Source organism: Gracilinema caldarium, from assembly GCF_029265695.1.
GTDB lineage: Bacteria > Spirochaetota > Spirochaetia > Treponematales > Breznakiellaceae > Gracilinema > Gracilinema caldarium_A.
This window is the reverse complement of the sequence record NZ_JAJUHW010000003.1, coordinates 86,047-102,652: the sequence shown is the minus strand read 5'-3', so window position 1 is coordinate 102,652 and position 16,606 is coordinate 86,047. Positions and strand designations below refer to the sequence as shown.

Annotated in this window: 16 protein-coding genes; 9 read left to right on the top strand and 7 right to left on the bottom strand. The window is 46.7% G+C overall.

Features of this window, described 5'->3' with window-relative positions:
- The first annotated feature begins 34 nt into the window (after positions 1-34).
- Positions 35-1,414 (top strand): DNA repair protein RadA, encoded by a 1,380-nt coding sequence (gene radA / locus Q7P68_RS02050; RefSeq protein ID WP_304222185.1) that lies wholly within the window; start codon positions 35-37, stop codon positions 1,412-1,414.
- 342 nt (positions 1,415-1,756) lie between these two features.
- Entirely contained in the window at positions 1,757-2,044 is a 288-nt protein-coding gene (locus Q7P68_RS02045) for an RNA-binding regulator (RefSeq protein ID WP_041396759.1), read from the top strand.
- A 480-nt stretch (positions 2,045-2,524) separates the two neighbouring features.
- Here Q7P68_RS02045 and Q7P68_RS02040 read toward each other — a convergent pair whose 3' ends face one another.
- Positions 2,525-2,905 (bottom strand): hypothetical protein, encoded by a 381-nt coding sequence (locus Q7P68_RS02040; RefSeq protein WP_304222175.1) that lies wholly within the window; start codon positions 2,903-2,905, stop codon positions 2,525-2,527.
- A gap of 87 nt (positions 2,906-2,992) precedes the next feature.
- Between Q7P68_RS02040 and Q7P68_RS02035 the strand changes: the two genes are divergently transcribed.
- Positions 2,993-3,439, top strand: a complete 447-nt coding sequence (locus Q7P68_RS02035) for a PTS sugar transporter subunit IIA (protein ID WP_304222172.1) — start codon at positions 2,993-2,995, stop codon at positions 3,437-3,439.
- 122 nt (positions 3,440-3,561) lie between these two features.
- Here Q7P68_RS02035 and Q7P68_RS02030 read toward each other — a convergent pair whose 3' ends face one another.
- Complete coding sequence (locus Q7P68_RS02030; protein ID WP_304222169.1) at positions 3,562-4,740, bottom strand: hypothetical protein; 1,179 nt, start codon at positions 4,738-4,740, stop codon at positions 3,562-3,564.
- A gap of 17 nt (positions 4,741-4,757) precedes the next feature.
- A complete protein-coding gene (locus Q7P68_RS02025; RefSeq protein ID WP_304222167.1) occupies positions 4,758-5,657 on the bottom strand; it encodes a hypothetical protein in 900 nt (299 codons plus the stop codon).
- Positions 5,658-5,736: 79 nt separating this feature from the next.
- Between Q7P68_RS02025 and Q7P68_RS02020 the strand changes: the two genes are divergently transcribed.
- A complete protein-coding gene (locus Q7P68_RS02020) occupies positions 5,737-7,617 on the top strand; it encodes a glycoside hydrolase family 5 protein (RefSeq protein WP_304222164.1) in 1,881 nt (626 codons plus the stop codon).
- On the opposite strand, the gene Q7P68_RS02015 is transcribed toward Q7P68_RS02020, so the two are convergent.
- From Q7P68_RS02015 to Q7P68_RS02000, 4 genes are all read right to left on the bottom strand, one after another.
- Positions 7,608-8,390: a transglycosylase SLT domain-containing protein gene (locus tag Q7P68_RS02015; protein ID WP_304222163.1), complete on the bottom strand. Its 783-nt coding sequence runs from the start codon at positions 8,388-8,390 to the stop codon at positions 7,608-7,610. The genes Q7P68_RS02020 and Q7P68_RS02015 overlap by 10 nt on opposite strands.
- Positions 8,391-8,574: 184 nt before the next feature.
- A complete protein-coding gene (locus tag Q7P68_RS02010; protein WP_304222161.1) occupies positions 8,575-9,744 on the bottom strand; it encodes a phosphoglycerate dehydrogenase in 1,170 nt (389 codons plus the stop codon).
- Between the two features lie 3 nt (positions 9,745-9,747).
- Positions 9,748-10,842 carry a 3-phosphoserine/phosphohydroxythreonine transaminase gene (gene serC / locus Q7P68_RS02005; RefSeq protein ID WP_304222158.1) on the bottom strand — a complete coding sequence of 365 codons (1,095 nt, stop codon included), beginning with the start codon at positions 10,840-10,842 and terminating at the stop codon, positions 9,748-9,750.
- Positions 10,843-10,855: 13 nt separating this feature from the next.
- Positions 10,856-11,467, bottom strand: coding sequence for a redox-sensing transcriptional repressor Rex (locus Q7P68_RS02000; RefSeq protein ID WP_304222155.1), 612 nt, complete (start codon positions 11,465-11,467; stop codon positions 10,856-10,858).
- Positions 11,468-11,566: 99 nt separating this feature from the next.
- Here Q7P68_RS02000 and hprK point away from each other — a divergent pair, with 99 nt between their 5' ends.
- The 5 genes from hprK (at position 11,567) to lexA (ending at position 16,603) form a co-directional block, all read left to right on the top strand.
- Complete coding sequence (hprK, locus tag Q7P68_RS01995; protein ID WP_304222153.1) at positions 11,567-12,556, top strand: HPr(Ser) kinase/phosphatase; 990 nt, start codon at positions 11,567-11,569, stop codon at positions 12,554-12,556.
- Positions 12,557-12,571: 15 nt separating this feature from the next.
- Entirely contained in the window at positions 12,572-12,838 is a 267-nt protein-coding gene (locus tag Q7P68_RS01990; protein ID WP_304222151.1) for an HPr family phosphocarrier protein, read from the top strand.
- A gap of 173 nt (positions 12,839-13,011) precedes the next feature.
- Complete coding sequence (locus tag Q7P68_RS01985) at positions 13,012-14,598, top strand: sensor histidine kinase (protein ID WP_304222149.1); 1,587 nt, start codon at positions 13,012-13,014, stop codon at positions 14,596-14,598.
- The gene (locus tag Q7P68_RS01980; protein ID WP_304222146.1) at positions 14,595-15,995 is read left to right on the top strand and encodes a sigma-54-dependent transcriptional regulator; all 1,401 of its coding nucleotides are present in this window, start codon (positions 14,595-14,597) and stop codon (positions 15,993-15,995) included. Before Q7P68_RS01985 ends, Q7P68_RS01980 begins: the two co-directional genes overlap by 4 nt.
- Positions 15,992-16,603, top strand: coding sequence for a transcriptional repressor LexA (gene lexA / locus Q7P68_RS01975; RefSeq protein ID WP_304222144.1), 612 nt, complete (start codon positions 15,992-15,994; stop codon positions 16,601-16,603). The genes Q7P68_RS01980 and lexA overlap by 4 nt, the downstream gene beginning before the upstream one ends.
- Positions 16,604-16,606 lie beyond the last annotated feature (3 nt).

Below are 16,606 nucleotides of genomic sequence, written 5' to 3'. Positions count from 1 at the left end.
ACATTTATAACGGGTCAATATAAGGGTTGATGAAATGAAAAAGGCAAAACCGACCATATTCCGCTGTACGTCCTGCGGCCATGAGGAGCCCAAGTGGCTTGGCCGCTGTCCCGAATGCGGCGAATGGAACACCCTCCTTGAAACAAGCAGCACAAGCCACATCCAGGCAGGGTCCAGTGCGCCGAACCTCAATCTCTCATCTATTCCTCTCTCAGCGGTAGATCCCCAGGAAGGGATACGAATCAGCAGCGGGGTGAGCGAACTCGACCGGGTCCTCGGTGGTGGCATGATGAAACGGTCCGCCATTTTGGTTGGCGGCGAACCGGGCATCGGGAAATCGACCCTGCTCCTCCAGGTCGCCTCATCGGCGGAGACCAACGGAAGGATACTCTATATATCAGGAGAAGAGTCGGCAGGGCAGATCCGCATGAGGTCCGACCGGCTCGGGATCGCTGGCGACCGCATCGAAGTCTACTGTTCAGCCCTCCTCCAGGACATAGAACGGATACTGGAAGCGGTCAAACCCATTATTGTCATTGTCGACTCGGTTCAGACCCTCTATTCGCCTGACATTGGCATGGTTCCCGGCACGGTCAACCAAATGAAATACTGTTCCTACGAGCTTATCCATTGGGTTAAAGAGCACGATGCGGTCCTGTTCCTCGTAGCCCATGTAACCAAAGACGGCCAGATATCGGGCCCCAAAACTCTTGAGCACATGGTGGACACGGTCCTTTATTTTGAACAAAACGAAGGGGATACCCGCTTCCTCAGGGCATCGAAAAATCGTTTTGGGTCCATCGATGAAATCGGACTTTTTTCCATGCAGGAAAAGGGACTCGTACCGGTAGAAGACCCTTCCACCCTATTCCTTGTACGCCGGGACGGCGAAATCCCGCCGGGAATCGCCACTGCTGCGGTATTAGAAGGGAGCAGGCCCCTCCTGGTCGAGATTCAAGCCCTGGTCATTCCCGCCAAGGGAGCCATGAGCCGCGTATTCTCGGATACGGTGGACACAAGCCGAATTTCCCGAATAGCAGCAACACTGGAAAAACATACCAAGCTTTGCCTGTCAGACCACGACATGTACGTTAATGTTGCCGGAGGAATCCGCATTTCCGAGGTAGGTTTGGACCTTGCCCTTGCGGCGGCGCTGCATTCGGCCCGGACAGGGCTCGCCTTGCCCGCCAAAACCTTTCTCGCCGGAGAGCTGTCCCTGGCTGGAGAGGTCCGTCCCATCCGCCGGCTTGCGTCCCGCATCAAGGCGGGACGAGCCCTGTCCTTTACCCGTTTTATCGGACCTGGACAGGAGCAGCGCCCCCGCCTGGATGAACTCAGCGCAGGAGACACGGAAATATACATCCGGGTCCCGGATATTAAAACGGCCATTCAAAAATTAATGGAGCAGACATGATGGGTTATGCATGCAGCGGCCGGTATCAGCAGTATAAAACCAGTCTGCGCTGTTTTTATAAAAACTGCTTGACGGCACCGTAAAGATAGGCTAGTGTTTTAATTGTTATAGGGAATTTTTTTGAAAATAGTACGAATGTGCACGTCCTTGACCGGACTGCGGGATTACAAGATTGTGTGTTGCCTTTTTCGTTTACCCCTTCTGTGTTGCACTGTGCTGTTAGTTCCCGTACAAAAACTAGTATCCTCGTTCCTCTCGTAGAGAGGGCTGGAGAGGTCCATGGCATCATGGAACCGTATAACAGCGCACCCGGACGCATTTCCGGGAGAAGGAATTTTCTCGATGGCCAAGAAACTTTACGTCGGCAATCTCTCGTACAACACTTCCGAAGACAGCCTCCGCAATCTGTTCTCTAATTTTGGAAGCGTTGCCTCCGCCAAGATCATTTTTGATCGTGAAACAGGTAACTCCAAGGGCTTCGGCTTTGTCGAAATGAGCACAGACGAAGAAGCTAGTGCTGCTATTGCAGGCACCAACGGTCGTGAGTTCGAGGGGCGACAGCTCCGCGTAAACGAAGCTATGGATAAACCTCGCCGCGAACGCGATAACGGCGGATACAACCGCTGGTAACATAAGCACCTTAATAAAAGGGGATGTCCAATAGGTTAAGGACATCCTCCCTTTTTTTTAATTGCAAGACCAATAAAAAAGCCGGTCTAAAACCGGCTTGTCGGTGTCCTGCTCAGTTGCCTGCCTCATCATAAGCAGGGCCAGAGATGGACGTCACGCATTTTAGCGTTCCTATAATTTGTCTGCATTGTACAAAATACAATACACGGCACTAAATAAATTCGCTGTCTCTGCTCGACCGGAGCATACCCAAAAGCATTCCCCGGTCATAACCTTTTAGGCGGAGTTTCCATAAAGGGCCCTCCCACATTACATGGCGAACAAGCCAGAATAAGTCATTCATGAACCCCCATCCGGTGGGCCATGAACCAACTTCTGAGCTGGTTCTTTAGAACCAGCTAATATAAATTTAATCAATTTTTGAAGAAATGCAAGACTTTTTTAATTTTTTAATTGAGGCTCTTTTGAAAGAGCCCCAACTTACTGATCAAGCAAGCCTCGGCTTACCAGCTCTGCCATAAGAGTTGTTAAGGTATCTATATGCATTTCATCGGCCAGGCTCGAAAGGGTATCTCGAATTTCTTCTAAATCTTCCCGAGAAAGTGTCATTGAGCTTTCATCATATTCATTAACTATAAAAGCAGCGATATATCCAAGACGAAGATAATCGGGTACATCCTGGGAAGTATAGGAATCTTTCCAATATTTAAATAATTCTTCAGACCCCTGGAGCCCCAAATGGGGTGTAACCAGGCTCGAAAAAGCAACAAAAAGCCGATCTGTAGTAAGGCCATCTTCCAAGGGTTCCTTATTTTGGAACCGTTTATTTAAGTCTGATAAAAAATGTTCAACTGGTCGCATTGCATTACTATACAACAAATAGCAAAGTTTGCAAATGGATGTAACTAGTTCTTGACTTTTACGTAATTGGGCTCTAAACTTGTAGCCATGAACCTCAAGAGCGTACTTAGCCGTGATACTATACGTCTCCATCTTAAGGGGACCACAAAAGAACAAATTATCAATGAATTGCTGGATGTCCTGGTTCAGAGCGGGAAAATTAAAGACAGGGAAGCAGCTTTTGCTGCCATAATGGACCGTGAACGGAAAATGTCAACCGGCATGAAGCATGGTATCGCCATCCCTCATGGAAAGTCTCCAACAGTACATGAGCTTGTTGCCTGTATCGGTATATCAGATACACCGGTGGATTTTGACTCCCTGGACCATGAACCTTGCCGCATTTTCATAATGACCCTGTCACCTATCGATAAGACAGGGCCGCATCTGCAATTTCTTGCAGAAGTGAGCCTTTTGTTTAAAAGTTCTGAAAAACGGGCAGAAATTCTTGCGGCAAAAACACCAGAGGATGTGCTTAAGGTCTTAGTAGAATAAACGCTTATCCGCTTGGGGTTGCTACTCAGCGGCCGCTAGATAAATGTGAGGATATAAAAAAGACCCGGCCGATCGAACTGCCGGGTCTTTTAATATTCAAACGTTTCTTGTTTTTTAATGGCTCAGTCTTTATTGGATCCTATTTGTTTCAGCGCTTCTTGGGCCAACACCTTTACATAGTTGTTCCATTCCTGGTATTCGATAGCCTGCAGCGCTGGCCTTGCCACAGCTTTTCCTGTCGCGCCTAAAGCAGGTATAACTGCACGAACGAGCTGCTCATCTTCTTGGGTAATATTGTTTGACTTGCGCTTTGCGTTTAAAGCTAATAGGAAGTTAGATAAGAGCTTGGCTGCATCATCGGTGCCTATGGAAGAGAGAGCTGCAACACTATTCAGTTTCTCTTCCGTATCAATACCTTCTTTATAAGATCGTTCAAACAGGGGAAGTACAGAAGTATCATTGGTTTTGTAACGACGAATCATATCTATAGCAAGCTTTCTGGAATTGCTCAGTATGACCCGCTGTTTAACATCCATGGTCGAAGCACGCCAGGCTTCTGCAAGAGCCCTTACCGCCACTCGGGCCTTTGCTTCAGAAGCAGCCCGGGAACTTTCCATTCGCTGCAGAGCAAGTAGTTTAATATCATAGGAATAGCTGCTGGACCTAATAATTTCCGAAAGCGGTGTTTCGGGGTCTTCTATAATAAAAGGCAGCGACCGGTCAGCCTGTTCTCGGATTCGCTTGCTATACCAGCCATTTGCTGCAAAGAACACCGGCAGATAACCTGAAGGCTGCTGATATTTTTCCAAAGCGATAATTGCTCCATAGGCAATCTTTTCTCCGCTTTCAGGATCATCAGTAGGTTTTAAATTGAGACCTTGCAAGAGTTTTTCTATCTGTTCTGAATAATCAAGATTTCTCAGCTTACCCATTGCAATGAGCGCATCCGCTTTTACCAAGGGGTTGGAAAAACTCTGTACAACCTTCCAGAGGTCACCAGCTGCAGCTGAGTATTTAGAATTGCCTAAAAGTTGTGCTAGAAGCCTTGCCGATTGGTCTGCCGCATCCCGTTCTGCGGTAGACTTGAGGGAGGGAAATTCCTGGAGCAGCTGAGATAAGGCTGTAGCATAAAGCTGTCCGGCGCCGACAATATTCTGATCCGCAATACTTTTCAGTACCGCTAGACGTTCCTGAGTTGTTGAAGCCTGTTCATAGAGCAGTGAATAAACGTCTATCGCCTCAGAAGCAAATAGATTAGCAAAAATACAAAGAGAAAAAATTAAGGTGAGTAATCGTTTCATTGTTTGTTTAGTCCCCATTATTCAACAACTTTAGTTTCGGTACGTATTGAGTATTCAAATTCCACAATCTGTTTCGACTTGCCCTGCAGATCCTCTACGATTTTACGCACAAGTTCCTTATTGGGGCCATATTCATAGGTTGTTCGTTGCAGCACCTGGCCTCCTGCGCTGGTGCGTTCTTCTTTAACTAAGAGGCCTTTATCCCAGTATGAAAATTCCTTACGAAGCAGTGAGTCCAGGGCATTAAAATAGCTTACCTGGGAAAGGTTGCCATTAGAATCATAGTCATACACGCTCGAACCATTTTTTTTGTCCGTTGCATCGGTTAAAACAGCGCTTCGGACCTTGCCGTTGATATATGTATATTTAGTTTCAGCAACCTTTGAATTATTATTGTCCTTTACTATCCAGCTGATTTTATTCTTCTGGTTATCATATACATATTCATAGGACGAAACCAGTTTACCATTGGCATCGGTAACATTTTCTCCGATTAGAAGGCCATTCGCATTATAAGAATAGGCCCTCCTTGATACAATTTTGTCATCCCGGTCTTTTATGACCTTTTCCGCAAGTTGGTTTCCGACATAAAAGTATTCAATTTTTTCAAGAACTGCTCCAGATGCACTGTACCTGGTCTGATTCTGCAGAACCCACCGTTTTTCGTCCCACACAGAGACGGTGTATTCATCAATAGTATTGTCAGCAAACTTTACCACCGATTTAACTTCCACAGGAATCTGTATGGTAATTGTTTTCTTTGCAACAGTTTGTTCATTTTTTTTCTGTATCTCATTGGTCGCCAGTACTTCTAATCGCGGCTGAGTATCAGACTTTGTATCATTCGGCACAACCTGCGTTCCTGCACAAGAAAGAAATATTGTACAAAGACCAGCAAGGGCTATCATGTGTTTCATGTATATATCCTCCTAAAAACATGTATAATATGATAGATTATAGGGGCTTTTTCAAGCATTTCATACAGGAGTATCAAGAATGATTCTTAAAGATAATTATTTCTATGATGAACAGGGGCGCATTCTTTGGCTGAGAGGCTGCAATGTGAGCGGCAGTTCCAAAGTCCCCTTTACACCTAAGGGGGAAACTTGGCGAAAGGATTCGTTAAAGAATCCAGAGATGGTTTCTTTTGTCGGCCGCCCCTTCCCGCTCGAAGAAGCTGACGAACATTTAGACCGCTTAAGATCCTGGGGTTTTAATTTCATCCGTATGGTGATTACCTGGGAAGCTATAGAACATGCCGGGCCGGGAGTTTATGACGAAGAATATCTAGCGTACTTAAGGAAAATAATAAAAAAATGTGAAGACCGGGGGATCTGGGTATACATGGATCCCCATCAGGATGTATGGAGCCGCTGGACCGGAGGAGACGGAGCTCCGGCTTGGACCTTGGAAAAGATCGGCATACAACTGGAACATATCTATGCAACCGGTGCGGCCCTTACACATCAGGAATTGGGAGACCCGCTTCCTAAAATGATGTGGCCCACCAACTACAACCGCTACGCCGCGGCAACCATGTTCACCCTTTTTTTTGCGGGAAACGTGTATGCCCCTGGCACAACTATAGACGGAGAACCTGCCCAGGACTGGCTGCAGGAACGATATTTGGCTGCATTTCGGCACTGCTATAGGCGGCTCAAGGACTGCAAGGCCATTATTGGCTGGGGAGCCATGAACGAACCCCATCAGGGTTTTATCGGTTATAAGGACCTATCGGGACTGGAAAATAATTCCATAGCCTTAGGGCCAATTCCGTCGGCCTTCCAAGCGATGGCATCGGCTTCCGGTTATATAGTAGAAATTCCGGTATACAAAACAGATATACTGGGTACCCGGGTCATTGGAAAACAAACACTTAATCCCGAAGGTGTATCTCTTTTTAAGGAAGGTTATTCCTGTCCATGGAAAAAAGCAGGTGTTTGGGGCGAAGACGGAGGAAAACCGGTTCTATTGAAAGAGGACTACTTTGCCCATTACCAGGGAAGGGAAGTCAATTTTATTGAAGATTTCCTAAAACCCTTTATTAAAAAGTTCCGGGACCGGATACTGGAAGTTAATCCCAAGGTTTTTCTGTTCATCGAAGGAATACCCAATGGAGATCATCCATCTTGGCGGCAAGAAGAGGGACAGGGAATCGTACACGCCTTCCACTGGTATGACGGTGCTACCCTTTTTTCAAAGACCTTTAATCCCCATATTTCTGTACGGGCGGACAATCGCAAGCTCGTATTTGGTAAGCAAGCGGTCCTGGCTAGCTTTATTGATCAACTTAAGGAAGATATGGACTGGGCCAAAACATCCATGGATAACGCTCCGTGCCTTCTGGGGGAATTTGGCCTTCCCTTTGATTTGTACAATAAAAAGGCATATAAAACAGGCAACTATGCAAAACACATTCAAGCTCTGGATATGTACTACAGTGCCATAGAGAGTCTGTTTTTACATTCCACCATTTGGAATTATACACCGGATAATACCCACGAGCGGGGAGACGGCTGGAATGACGAAGATCTCTCTCTGTTTGGAGAAGGCAAAACGCGGGCACAAATAGCTTGGGATAGACCATTCCCGCGGGCCACCGCCGGTAAACCCGAACTTTTTTCCTGGGACTACACGCGTAAAACCTGCCTCTATGTTTATACAGCAAATACAGAGGCTGAAGGCCCTACAGAGCTCTATCTTGGAGAGCGTCATGTAGGATTAAATCCACAGATATTCATTACAGCCGAAACCCCAGAGACAGGGGAAACAGCCGAAAAGATCCAGGTACAGTATGCCTGGGATCAGGCAAAGAGCATACTATACCTGGTAAATCCAGGCATACCCTGCAAGATTAAAGTTCTTATTCAGGGCTGACGGAAGGCATTGAGCAGGGGGAAGCGGACCGAAGCAAGGCGGGACTCCCCTGCTTTGGAAGACGCTGGTCTAACACCACCATCGGCTATTACCCATCGGCTTGCCAGTTCCTGCTGGAAAAGCTGATCAATACCTGCTTGGAAATTTTGAATCCGGGATATGTAATCCAAGGTGGATTTGGGTGTACTGTCAGAACGGACCCGGGTAGTTCCTGCATTGTACATGGCAAGACCGGCAACCTCGGAACCAGCCAGATCCAAACACCACCGCAAATGGGCAACCCCATACCGAGAATTGATATCGGGATTAAAAAAATCTTCCTCTGTAAGGCTGGTAAAGGATTTAGAGTTAAGCTGAAAAAGGCCCCGATCTATACTGGCCTTGTTTTTATTAACAGCCCGCGGGTTATACCTGCTCTCCTCCCAGGCCAGCGCAAAAACCAAACTCGGTGAAACTTCAAATTCGTCGGCGTATTTAAGAATAAGCTCTGCAATTTGGCGGGATTGGGTAATCGCCTCAAAAAAACCGATCACCGAATCTCGTGAAAGGGGATCCCGATACAGGGCAAGGACTAAATCGATTTTTTCCTTCTTTGCGTTAATAATTGCATCCCGATATTCCTTGGGATGCATTGCAACCCATTCAGTCTTATCTTCTACAGTAGAACCAAAAAAAGAAGCATCAAAGGACTTAGAAAAGTAAATACTGGCCCCAACCCCAAGCACCACGACAAAAACAACGGACACTATATAGACTGTCTTTCTTCGAATCATTCCTACAGAAATACTCCATTTGGGATACCTACGATATACTACCGTTTGATGTAAAAGCTTGAAGTAGATTGCATTTTATTGATATTTCATTCTCATGACAAGTATGCACAAGCGGAAGGAAGGCGCCTGCGGGTTAAAAACCCGCAGGCCCGCGGACAAAAACCCGCAGAAAAAGAACTATTTTCTATTTTTTTATAGCCCGGACGCGAATAATACCTTCGACCTTACTGATACGATCCAGAATGTCATCGGGTATTTCCTGTTCCGTATCGATAATGTTATAAGCGTATTTTTCCTTATGATGATTTATCAGGTCCGTAATGTTGATGTTTGCCCCCGCCAGTATACTGGTTATTTGTCCGACCATATTGGGAACGTTGCGGTTCGAGACTAAAAGCCGGAAGGGCGAGCGCTGTTCAAGCCGGCAATGGGGGAAATTAACCGAGTTTTTTATATTCCCGCACTCAAGGTAGTCCATGAGCTGCTGCACCGCCATAATCGCGCAGTTATCTTCCGCTTCGGGAGTGGAAGCGCCCAAATGGGGGATACAAATTACTTTATTGTTTGCTAAAAGCTCCGCATTGGGAAAATCGGTAACATAGCAGGAGAGCCGTCCGTCGTTCAGGGCTCCCAGCACATCAGCCTCATTCACGAGCCCCCCGCGGGCGAGGTTGATAATTCTTGCACCTTTTTTAAGGATTTTGATCCGTTCCGCATTGATAAGACCCTTAGTATCCTCGGTCAAGGGGACATGGATCGTTATATAGTCAGACTGTCTCAGCAGACCTTCCAGCGTATCGGCTTTCTGGACCGAACGTGAAAGGCTCCAAGCGGCATCCACTGAAATAAAGGGGTCATAGCCGATAACATGCATTCCCAGGGCAGTAGCATCGTTGGCCACCATGACACCAATAGCACCGAGGCCAATCACACCTAGGGTTTTTCCCTTAAGTTCGGGGCCTTCGAACTGGGCTTTTCCCTTTTCCACCAGTTCAGGGACCTCATCTTTTTTATCAGACAGCGTCTTTGCCCAGGCAATACCATCAATAATTTTCCGGGATGAGAGCAGAAGGGCCGCAATCGCCAGTTCCTTTACCGCATTAGCGTTGCCACCAGGAGTGTTGAATACAACAATGCCCCGTTCACTGCACAGATCTATCGGAATGTTGTTTACCCCCGCTCCGGCCCGGGCGATCGCCTTTACCGTTTCTGGAATTTCAACCTGATGCAAATCGGCGCTCCGTACAAGGATTGCATCCGGATTGGGGAGATCACTGGCGACCTCATACCGATCCCGGGGAAAAAGCTCCAGTCCCAGGGGAGAAATTTTATTTGCCGTACGAATTCTGAACATGCTCTAGCTCCTGTGGGCAGCTTCAAACTGCTTCATAAAGTCTATAAGGGCAAGCACACCCTCTTTTGGCATTGCATTGTAGATGCTGGCCCGCATACCGCCAACAAGCCGGTGTCCTGCAAGGTTAACAAGTCCTGCAGCAGCAGCTTCTTTTACAAACTGGGCTTCCAAATCAGCATTTCCGATAACAAAGGGGATGTTCATAAGGCTACGATCTTCTTTGCGAATCGGAGACCGGAACAATGCAGACTGATCAAGATAGTCATACAGCAGCTTTGCCTTTTCTTTATTACGCCGTTCCATTTCTGCCAAGCCGCCCTGTTCTTTCATCCAATCTAACACGAGGCCTATCACATAAATTCCATAGCAGGGCGGAGTGTTATACATGGAACCCTCTTTTGCATGTATATCATAACGGAGCATGGTCGGAATCCACGCGGGGACCTGTTTAATAAGATCCTCTCGGATTATCACCACCGTAACCCCAGCGGGCCCAAGATTTTTCTGAGCCCCCGCATAGAGGAGGCCAAACTTTGAAACATCCAAAGGTTCCGAGAGTATGCAGCTAGAAATATCCGCTACCAAAGGCACCGAACCGGTATTGGGAATTTTCGTCCATTTTGTTCCAACGATGGTATTGTTCCATGTTATATGGTAATAAACATCTTCTGGATCGGCAGCAGGTGCTTCGGGAATATACGAATAGGCCTTGTCCTTTGAGCTTGCCGCTACCCGCACATCCGCATACTTAGCAGCCTCTTCTGCGGCTTTGGAAGCCCACACACCGGTATCCACATAGGTTACTTTCTGTTTTTTACCATCCTCTCTCACCGCCAGATTAAGCGGAATCATAGAAAACTGGAGAGAAGCCCCGCCCTGTAGAAAGAGCACCTTATAATTATCAGGAATGCTCATCAATTCCCTAAGCATTGCCTCTGCATGATCAATGATTGGCTTAAAATCTTTAGACCGGTGGCTCATTTCCATGACCGACTGTCCGGTCCCATTCGCATTGGTCATTTCCGCCGCAGCCCGTTCCAGTACCGCCAGGGGCAGCATGGACGGCCCCGCCGAAAAATTATACACCCGCTTGTTCATTAAGACCTCCTCATTATGAACATTGTATGGTGGCGCTGATCGCCCTCAGTTCATCAACCACATTCACATTACGGACCTGTATGCCCTCAGGTACTTGCAGCACCACTGGAGCAAAATTAATAATCCCCTTAATCCCCGCAGCGACGAGCCGGTCGGTGGCATGTTGGGCTTCCTCGGGGGGCACACAGAGCAGGGCCAGCGAAATCTGAAACCGGGAAATCACTTCTGCCATTTTATATGCAGGATAGAGCGGAACAGGGGACCTTAATATTTCAATCCGGTTTACACTCGAATCAAAGCCGGCTACAAGCTCATAACCTTCTTCTGCAAAAACAGGATAATTTAAATAAGCCGAACCAAGACGCCCCAAACCAACCACGCAAAAACGCTGCGGCTTATCAAGCCCCAGGGCTGTTTTTATCGCCCCTGACAATTTTTCGCGATCATAGCCTGCAGGACTCGCAAAAGAACCTTCCAGATAAGAAATATCCTTTCTAATGGTGTTGCTGGACCAGCCAGTCCGGGCTTCGATTTCTCCTGATGTTATAAATTGAACATCTAAACGATCAAGAAGACGGGCTAAAATGAGAAGCCGTTCTACACTTGGTTCAGGAATTAGATTCAAACCTCACCTCTCTGTTATTTTTTTCACAATCACTATAACATCGGAGATTTCAACTGTCAACATGTTGCAAGCTAAACCTATTTGGATTATGATACAGCCATGCCAGCGAAACGGTTCACGGTTCTGGACCTCATAGATATCGATCTAAAGGAGCATAACTCCCTCAATCTCCGCTGTATTGGCGGTAGAAAGGGTTTGAACCGAACCATCGCTATCCCCGATATAAACCGGCCAGGCCTTGCCCTGTCTGGTTTTTACGATTCCTTTGCCCATGAGCGGATACAGATTTTTGGACGTGGAGAAGTAGCGTACCTTCGCAAGCTGGCGGAAGAAGGGAAAACGGACACCATTACCCAGATGTTCAGCTACACTATCCCCTGCTGCATCTTTACTTATAACCAAACACCGGACCGAAACTTTTTTGAAATCGCCGAAGCAGCCCAGTGTCCCATATTGCAGACAGATTTACCCTCCTCTGAGTTTTCATCCCGTTTATTGCGTATTTTAAGCAACATTTTTGCGCCCCAAAAAAGCGTCCACGGTGTTTTGGTGGAAGTATTCGGTCTTGGTATTCTTATCTTAGGTGATTCGGGGGTGGGAAAAAGCGAGGCAGCCCTGGAGCTCATAGAACGGGGACACCGGCTTGTGGCAGATGATGTGGTTGAAATTCGCTGTGTGAACGGCAATATTTTAATGGGGTCCGGGGCCAACAAAATAATCGGTCACCATATGGAAATACGGGGTTTGGGGATCATCAATATTACCCACCTTTTCGGCGTCGGCGCCATCCGGGATAAAAAGCAGATCCAGCTTGTGGTTGTGCTGGAAGAATGGAATTCGGACAAAATGTACGATCGGCTCGGCACCCAGGAACAAACCATGGAAATTCTGGGAGTCCAGGTGCCAAAACTAGAAATTCCTGTAAAGCCCGGCCGGAACATTCCTATTATCATCGAAACCGCGGCGATGAATGAGCGGCTTAAAAAAATGGGTTATTTTTCAGCCAAGGAATTTAATCAGAATATTTTGAAATGGATAGAAAGCGATTCTGCCCGTTCAGTATACTTTGGGCAGGACGATTTTATTTAGAGAAAGGATTATCCTATGGTAGAACAAATGGTCACTATTAAAAATCGCGCCGGCATTCATGCCCGTCCAGCAGCCCTGCTCGTGCAGACCGCCAGCAAATTCAAATCAAAAATATACATAGAAAAAGACAGTGACCGGATTAATGGAAAATCTATCATGGGGATCATAACCCTAGGGGCAGGGTACGATACGAACCTAAAACTGATTGCCGAAGGTGAAGATGAACAGGATGCAATCAATGCCCTGGTGCATCTTTTTGATTCTAAATTTGAAGAAGATTAAAGTCCTTGTTCCGGCTTGATTCCCAGCAACGGCCAACCACACTGACGCTCCCGGCGCTTATATTTATCTACATAATTGTTGGTATTTTAGCGCTTATTTTTTCATCAAGCCTGTTTACCCAATTTGTAAATAGACAGAGTTTTTCCGTATCCTTGTACATCATCGTTTTTGTCATGATATCTCTGGTCCTGGGCCTTTTTCTTGCGGTGGCCCTGTACCGGCTCATTCGAGATATCCTGCAAAAAAGAAGCGGGAGCCGCCTTAAACTGAAGTTTCTGGTCTATTTCCTTGTGCTAACGCTTTTTATTTCTATTCCTACGGTCATCATTCATGTGCGGCTCATTTCGAATCTTTTGCACACATGGGACCAGACCAAAATTGGAACCATTGCGGAAGATGCCCGATGGTTTGCCCTGGATGCTTACCGCTACCGGCTCGCATTTTTACAAAAATGGGCAGACTCGGCTCCTCTTACAACGATTTTAGAACAAAAGCAGCCCCTTTCTGACATCGATCCATCGCTCCTTGCGGTACAGCAGTTTGTTAAGAATGAGGACGGTATCTATAAGACAAAACGGGCTTTCGGGAATGATCAATTCTTATTAGCCGAACCTCCCGGTACGGCAAAAGGCTTTGTAAACAGAAACGAAAATAGGGATCCAGACTGCATTCGCTATATCGTCCCTCAGTCTGATACTTCTGTTGTAGTTATTACCTATAGCCTCGGACCAGGTTTTGATGAAAAACTCGCCCGTATTGATGCAGGGAAGTACACTATCGCAACCCTATCCGACCTTGGATCCCAATTGGTTCCCCTCTTGGGCGGCTTTTATCTTGTGTTTTATTTGCCTATTGTGCTCATGGTTGTCATTATCGCCATTTCACTGAGCACCACATTGAGCCAGCCCATCAGCAACCTGGTTCAGGCAACAAAAAAGGTAGCTGAAGGGGATCTTTCCATCCGGGTACTGAGCAGGACAAAAGACGATTTTGGCATCCTGATAGATTCATTTAACAGCATGGTCAGGAACCTGGAAAAGGCCCAATCCAAAGCACTGCAGACCGAAAAGGAAATTATCTGGAAAGATATGTCTCAGCGGCTTGCCCATGAAATTAAAAATCCCCTTACTCCTATAAAACTTTCCGCTGAACGGGTGCTGCGAAGATGGAAGACCGAACCGAAACGGCTTGGCGAAATACTGGAAAGTTCCATGATGGCCATTATTCAGGAAACCGACAGTCTTACCAACCTGCTCACCGAATTTAGAACCTTTTCCCGGCTTCCGCCGCCCACTCTGGAACGCACAGCCCTTACACCGCTTATCGATGAAGCCATCAGCCTGTATAGGAATTCCTTCCCTGAAGTTCAATTTATTACCAATATAGGTTCGGAAAACATCTATTTACGTGTAGATAGACGGCATATTAGCCAGGTATTAGCAAACTTGATTATCAACAGCATCGATGCCATGCATAACCGAGGAACCATTGAAATACGTTCTGACCTTGTCAAAAAACAGGATAGCCGCTATTGTAGAATCAGCATTAAGGATACCGGCTGCGGTATTCCTGCGGAAAACCGTGCACTCATTTTTACTCCCTATTTTACAACCAAAGCGGCAGGTACCGGGTTGGGATTATCTATCGTAGAACGAATTGTTCTTGACCATGGGGGAAGTATCTGGTTTGATTCTGCCGTAGGGGTGGGTACCACCTTTTACATCGATTTGCCTGTTGATGAGGGCTTGCAACGCTCATGAATACTATCTTAATTATAGATGATGAATCGGGTATCCGTACGGCCCTGTCTTCCATATTGATGGATGAGGGTTACCGTGTGGAAACAGCCGAAGATGCCCTTATAGGGCTTTCTTTGCTTGAACAAACATTCTTTGACCTCATTTTTCTCGATGTACTGTTGCCCCGGATGGGAGGGCTCGAAGCCCTTGAAAAAATACGCAGTGCTTGGCCAGGAATTGAAGTAATTATGATTTCGGGCCATGCAAATGTTGATATGGCTGTTAAGGCTGTAAAGCTTGGAGCCTTTGATTTTCTTGAAAAGCCCCTTTCGCTCGATAAGGTCTTAACGGTTACGAAAAATGCTCTGACAATTCAAAAACTGCGTCATGAAAATATAAGCCTAAAAAAAGCAAAACAGCTTTCCTATGAAGAAATCATCGGCCACAGCCCGGGGATTCAGGCAGTAAAAGACCGTATAGAACAGGCAGCCCAGTCTGATGCGAGGGTACTCATTAGCGGTGAGAACGGCACCGGCAAGGAACTGGTTGCCCGGGCCATTCATTTTAAGTCAGGACGGGCGGACAAACCCCTTGTGGAGGTAAACTGCGCTGCCATCCCTGATACGCTTATAGAAAGCGAGCTTTTTGGCCACGAAAAGGGAGCCTTTACCGATGCGGTATCGAGCCGCAAAGGGCGATTCGAGATCGCTAATGGGGGAAGCCTCTTTCTAGACGAAATTGGGGATATGACATTGACAGCCCAGGCAAAGGTGCTGCGGGCCATACAGGAACAAAAGATAGAACGGCTAGGAGGGGAGCAGACCCTCACAGTCGATGTTCGCATCATCGCAGCTACCAATAAGGATTTGGAAGCTGAGTGCAGGGCGGGGCGCTTCCGGGAGGACCTCTTCTTCCGTCTTAACGTCATTCCTATCCATATTCCGCCTCTCCGAGAACGGACTGAGGATATTCCAGAATTGCTGCAACACTTTTTACAATCCTTTGGCACCAGTGATATCAAACTTTCTACCGAAGCCATGAATTTTATCAGCCAATATGCCTGGCCGGGAAACGTAAGGGAGCTTAAAAATTTTGCTGAACGGCTTTCGATACTCTGCGAAACAGAAACAGTTGAACGGGATGTGGTAGAAAACATGCTAGGAATGGTTTCTAATATCCAATCAAGCAAAACTATTAAAAAATCAGCCGCCGGAGAATTAAATTCCCCAACAGGACTCCCGAGCGACATTTTGGAACTTAATTATAACGATGCTAAAGATTTGTTCGAAAAACGCTATTTGGAGTACAAACTTTCTGAAAATGGGTATATTATATCTCGTACAGCAGAAGTGATTGGTATGTATCCAAGTAATCTCCATGCGAAGATCAAAAAGCATGGCATAAGGATGGAACGATGAAAGAGCTCACGGAACGGCAACGGGAAGTGTTGTCCTTCATCAGTGCGTTTACAAAAGCCCACACCTACCCGCCCACAATCCGCGAAATTGCGGATCATTTTTCAATTTCGGTCAAAGGCGCCTACGATCATCTGAGTGCCCTTAAGAAAAAGGGGTATCTCCGACTGGCAGACAAACGGTCCCGTACTATCGAAGTAGTTCAAGACAAGATTGAGCATGAAAAGACGGAACAACCGATCCAAATTCCCATTTTGGGGACTGTTGCAGCGGGCAAACCCATACTGGCAGAAGAGAACTGGGAAGGAACCATCTCCGTTCCACCATCGCTTGTAAAAAAACAGGGTGAATATTTTGCGCTCAACATACGCGGCGATTCCATGATTGAAGCGGGTATTATGGACGGGGACTTGGCAGTCATAGAGAAACGGGAAACGGCTCATAACGGAGAAATTGTGGTCGCCGTAGTAGATGATGCGGTCACCTTGAAACGTTTTTATAAAGAGAGTAACCGAATCCGACTACAGCCAGAAAATTCCGCTTATTCACCTATTTTTTGCCAGGATGTACGAGTTCTCGGCAGACTCTCCTGCATTATTCGTTCTTATTAGTAG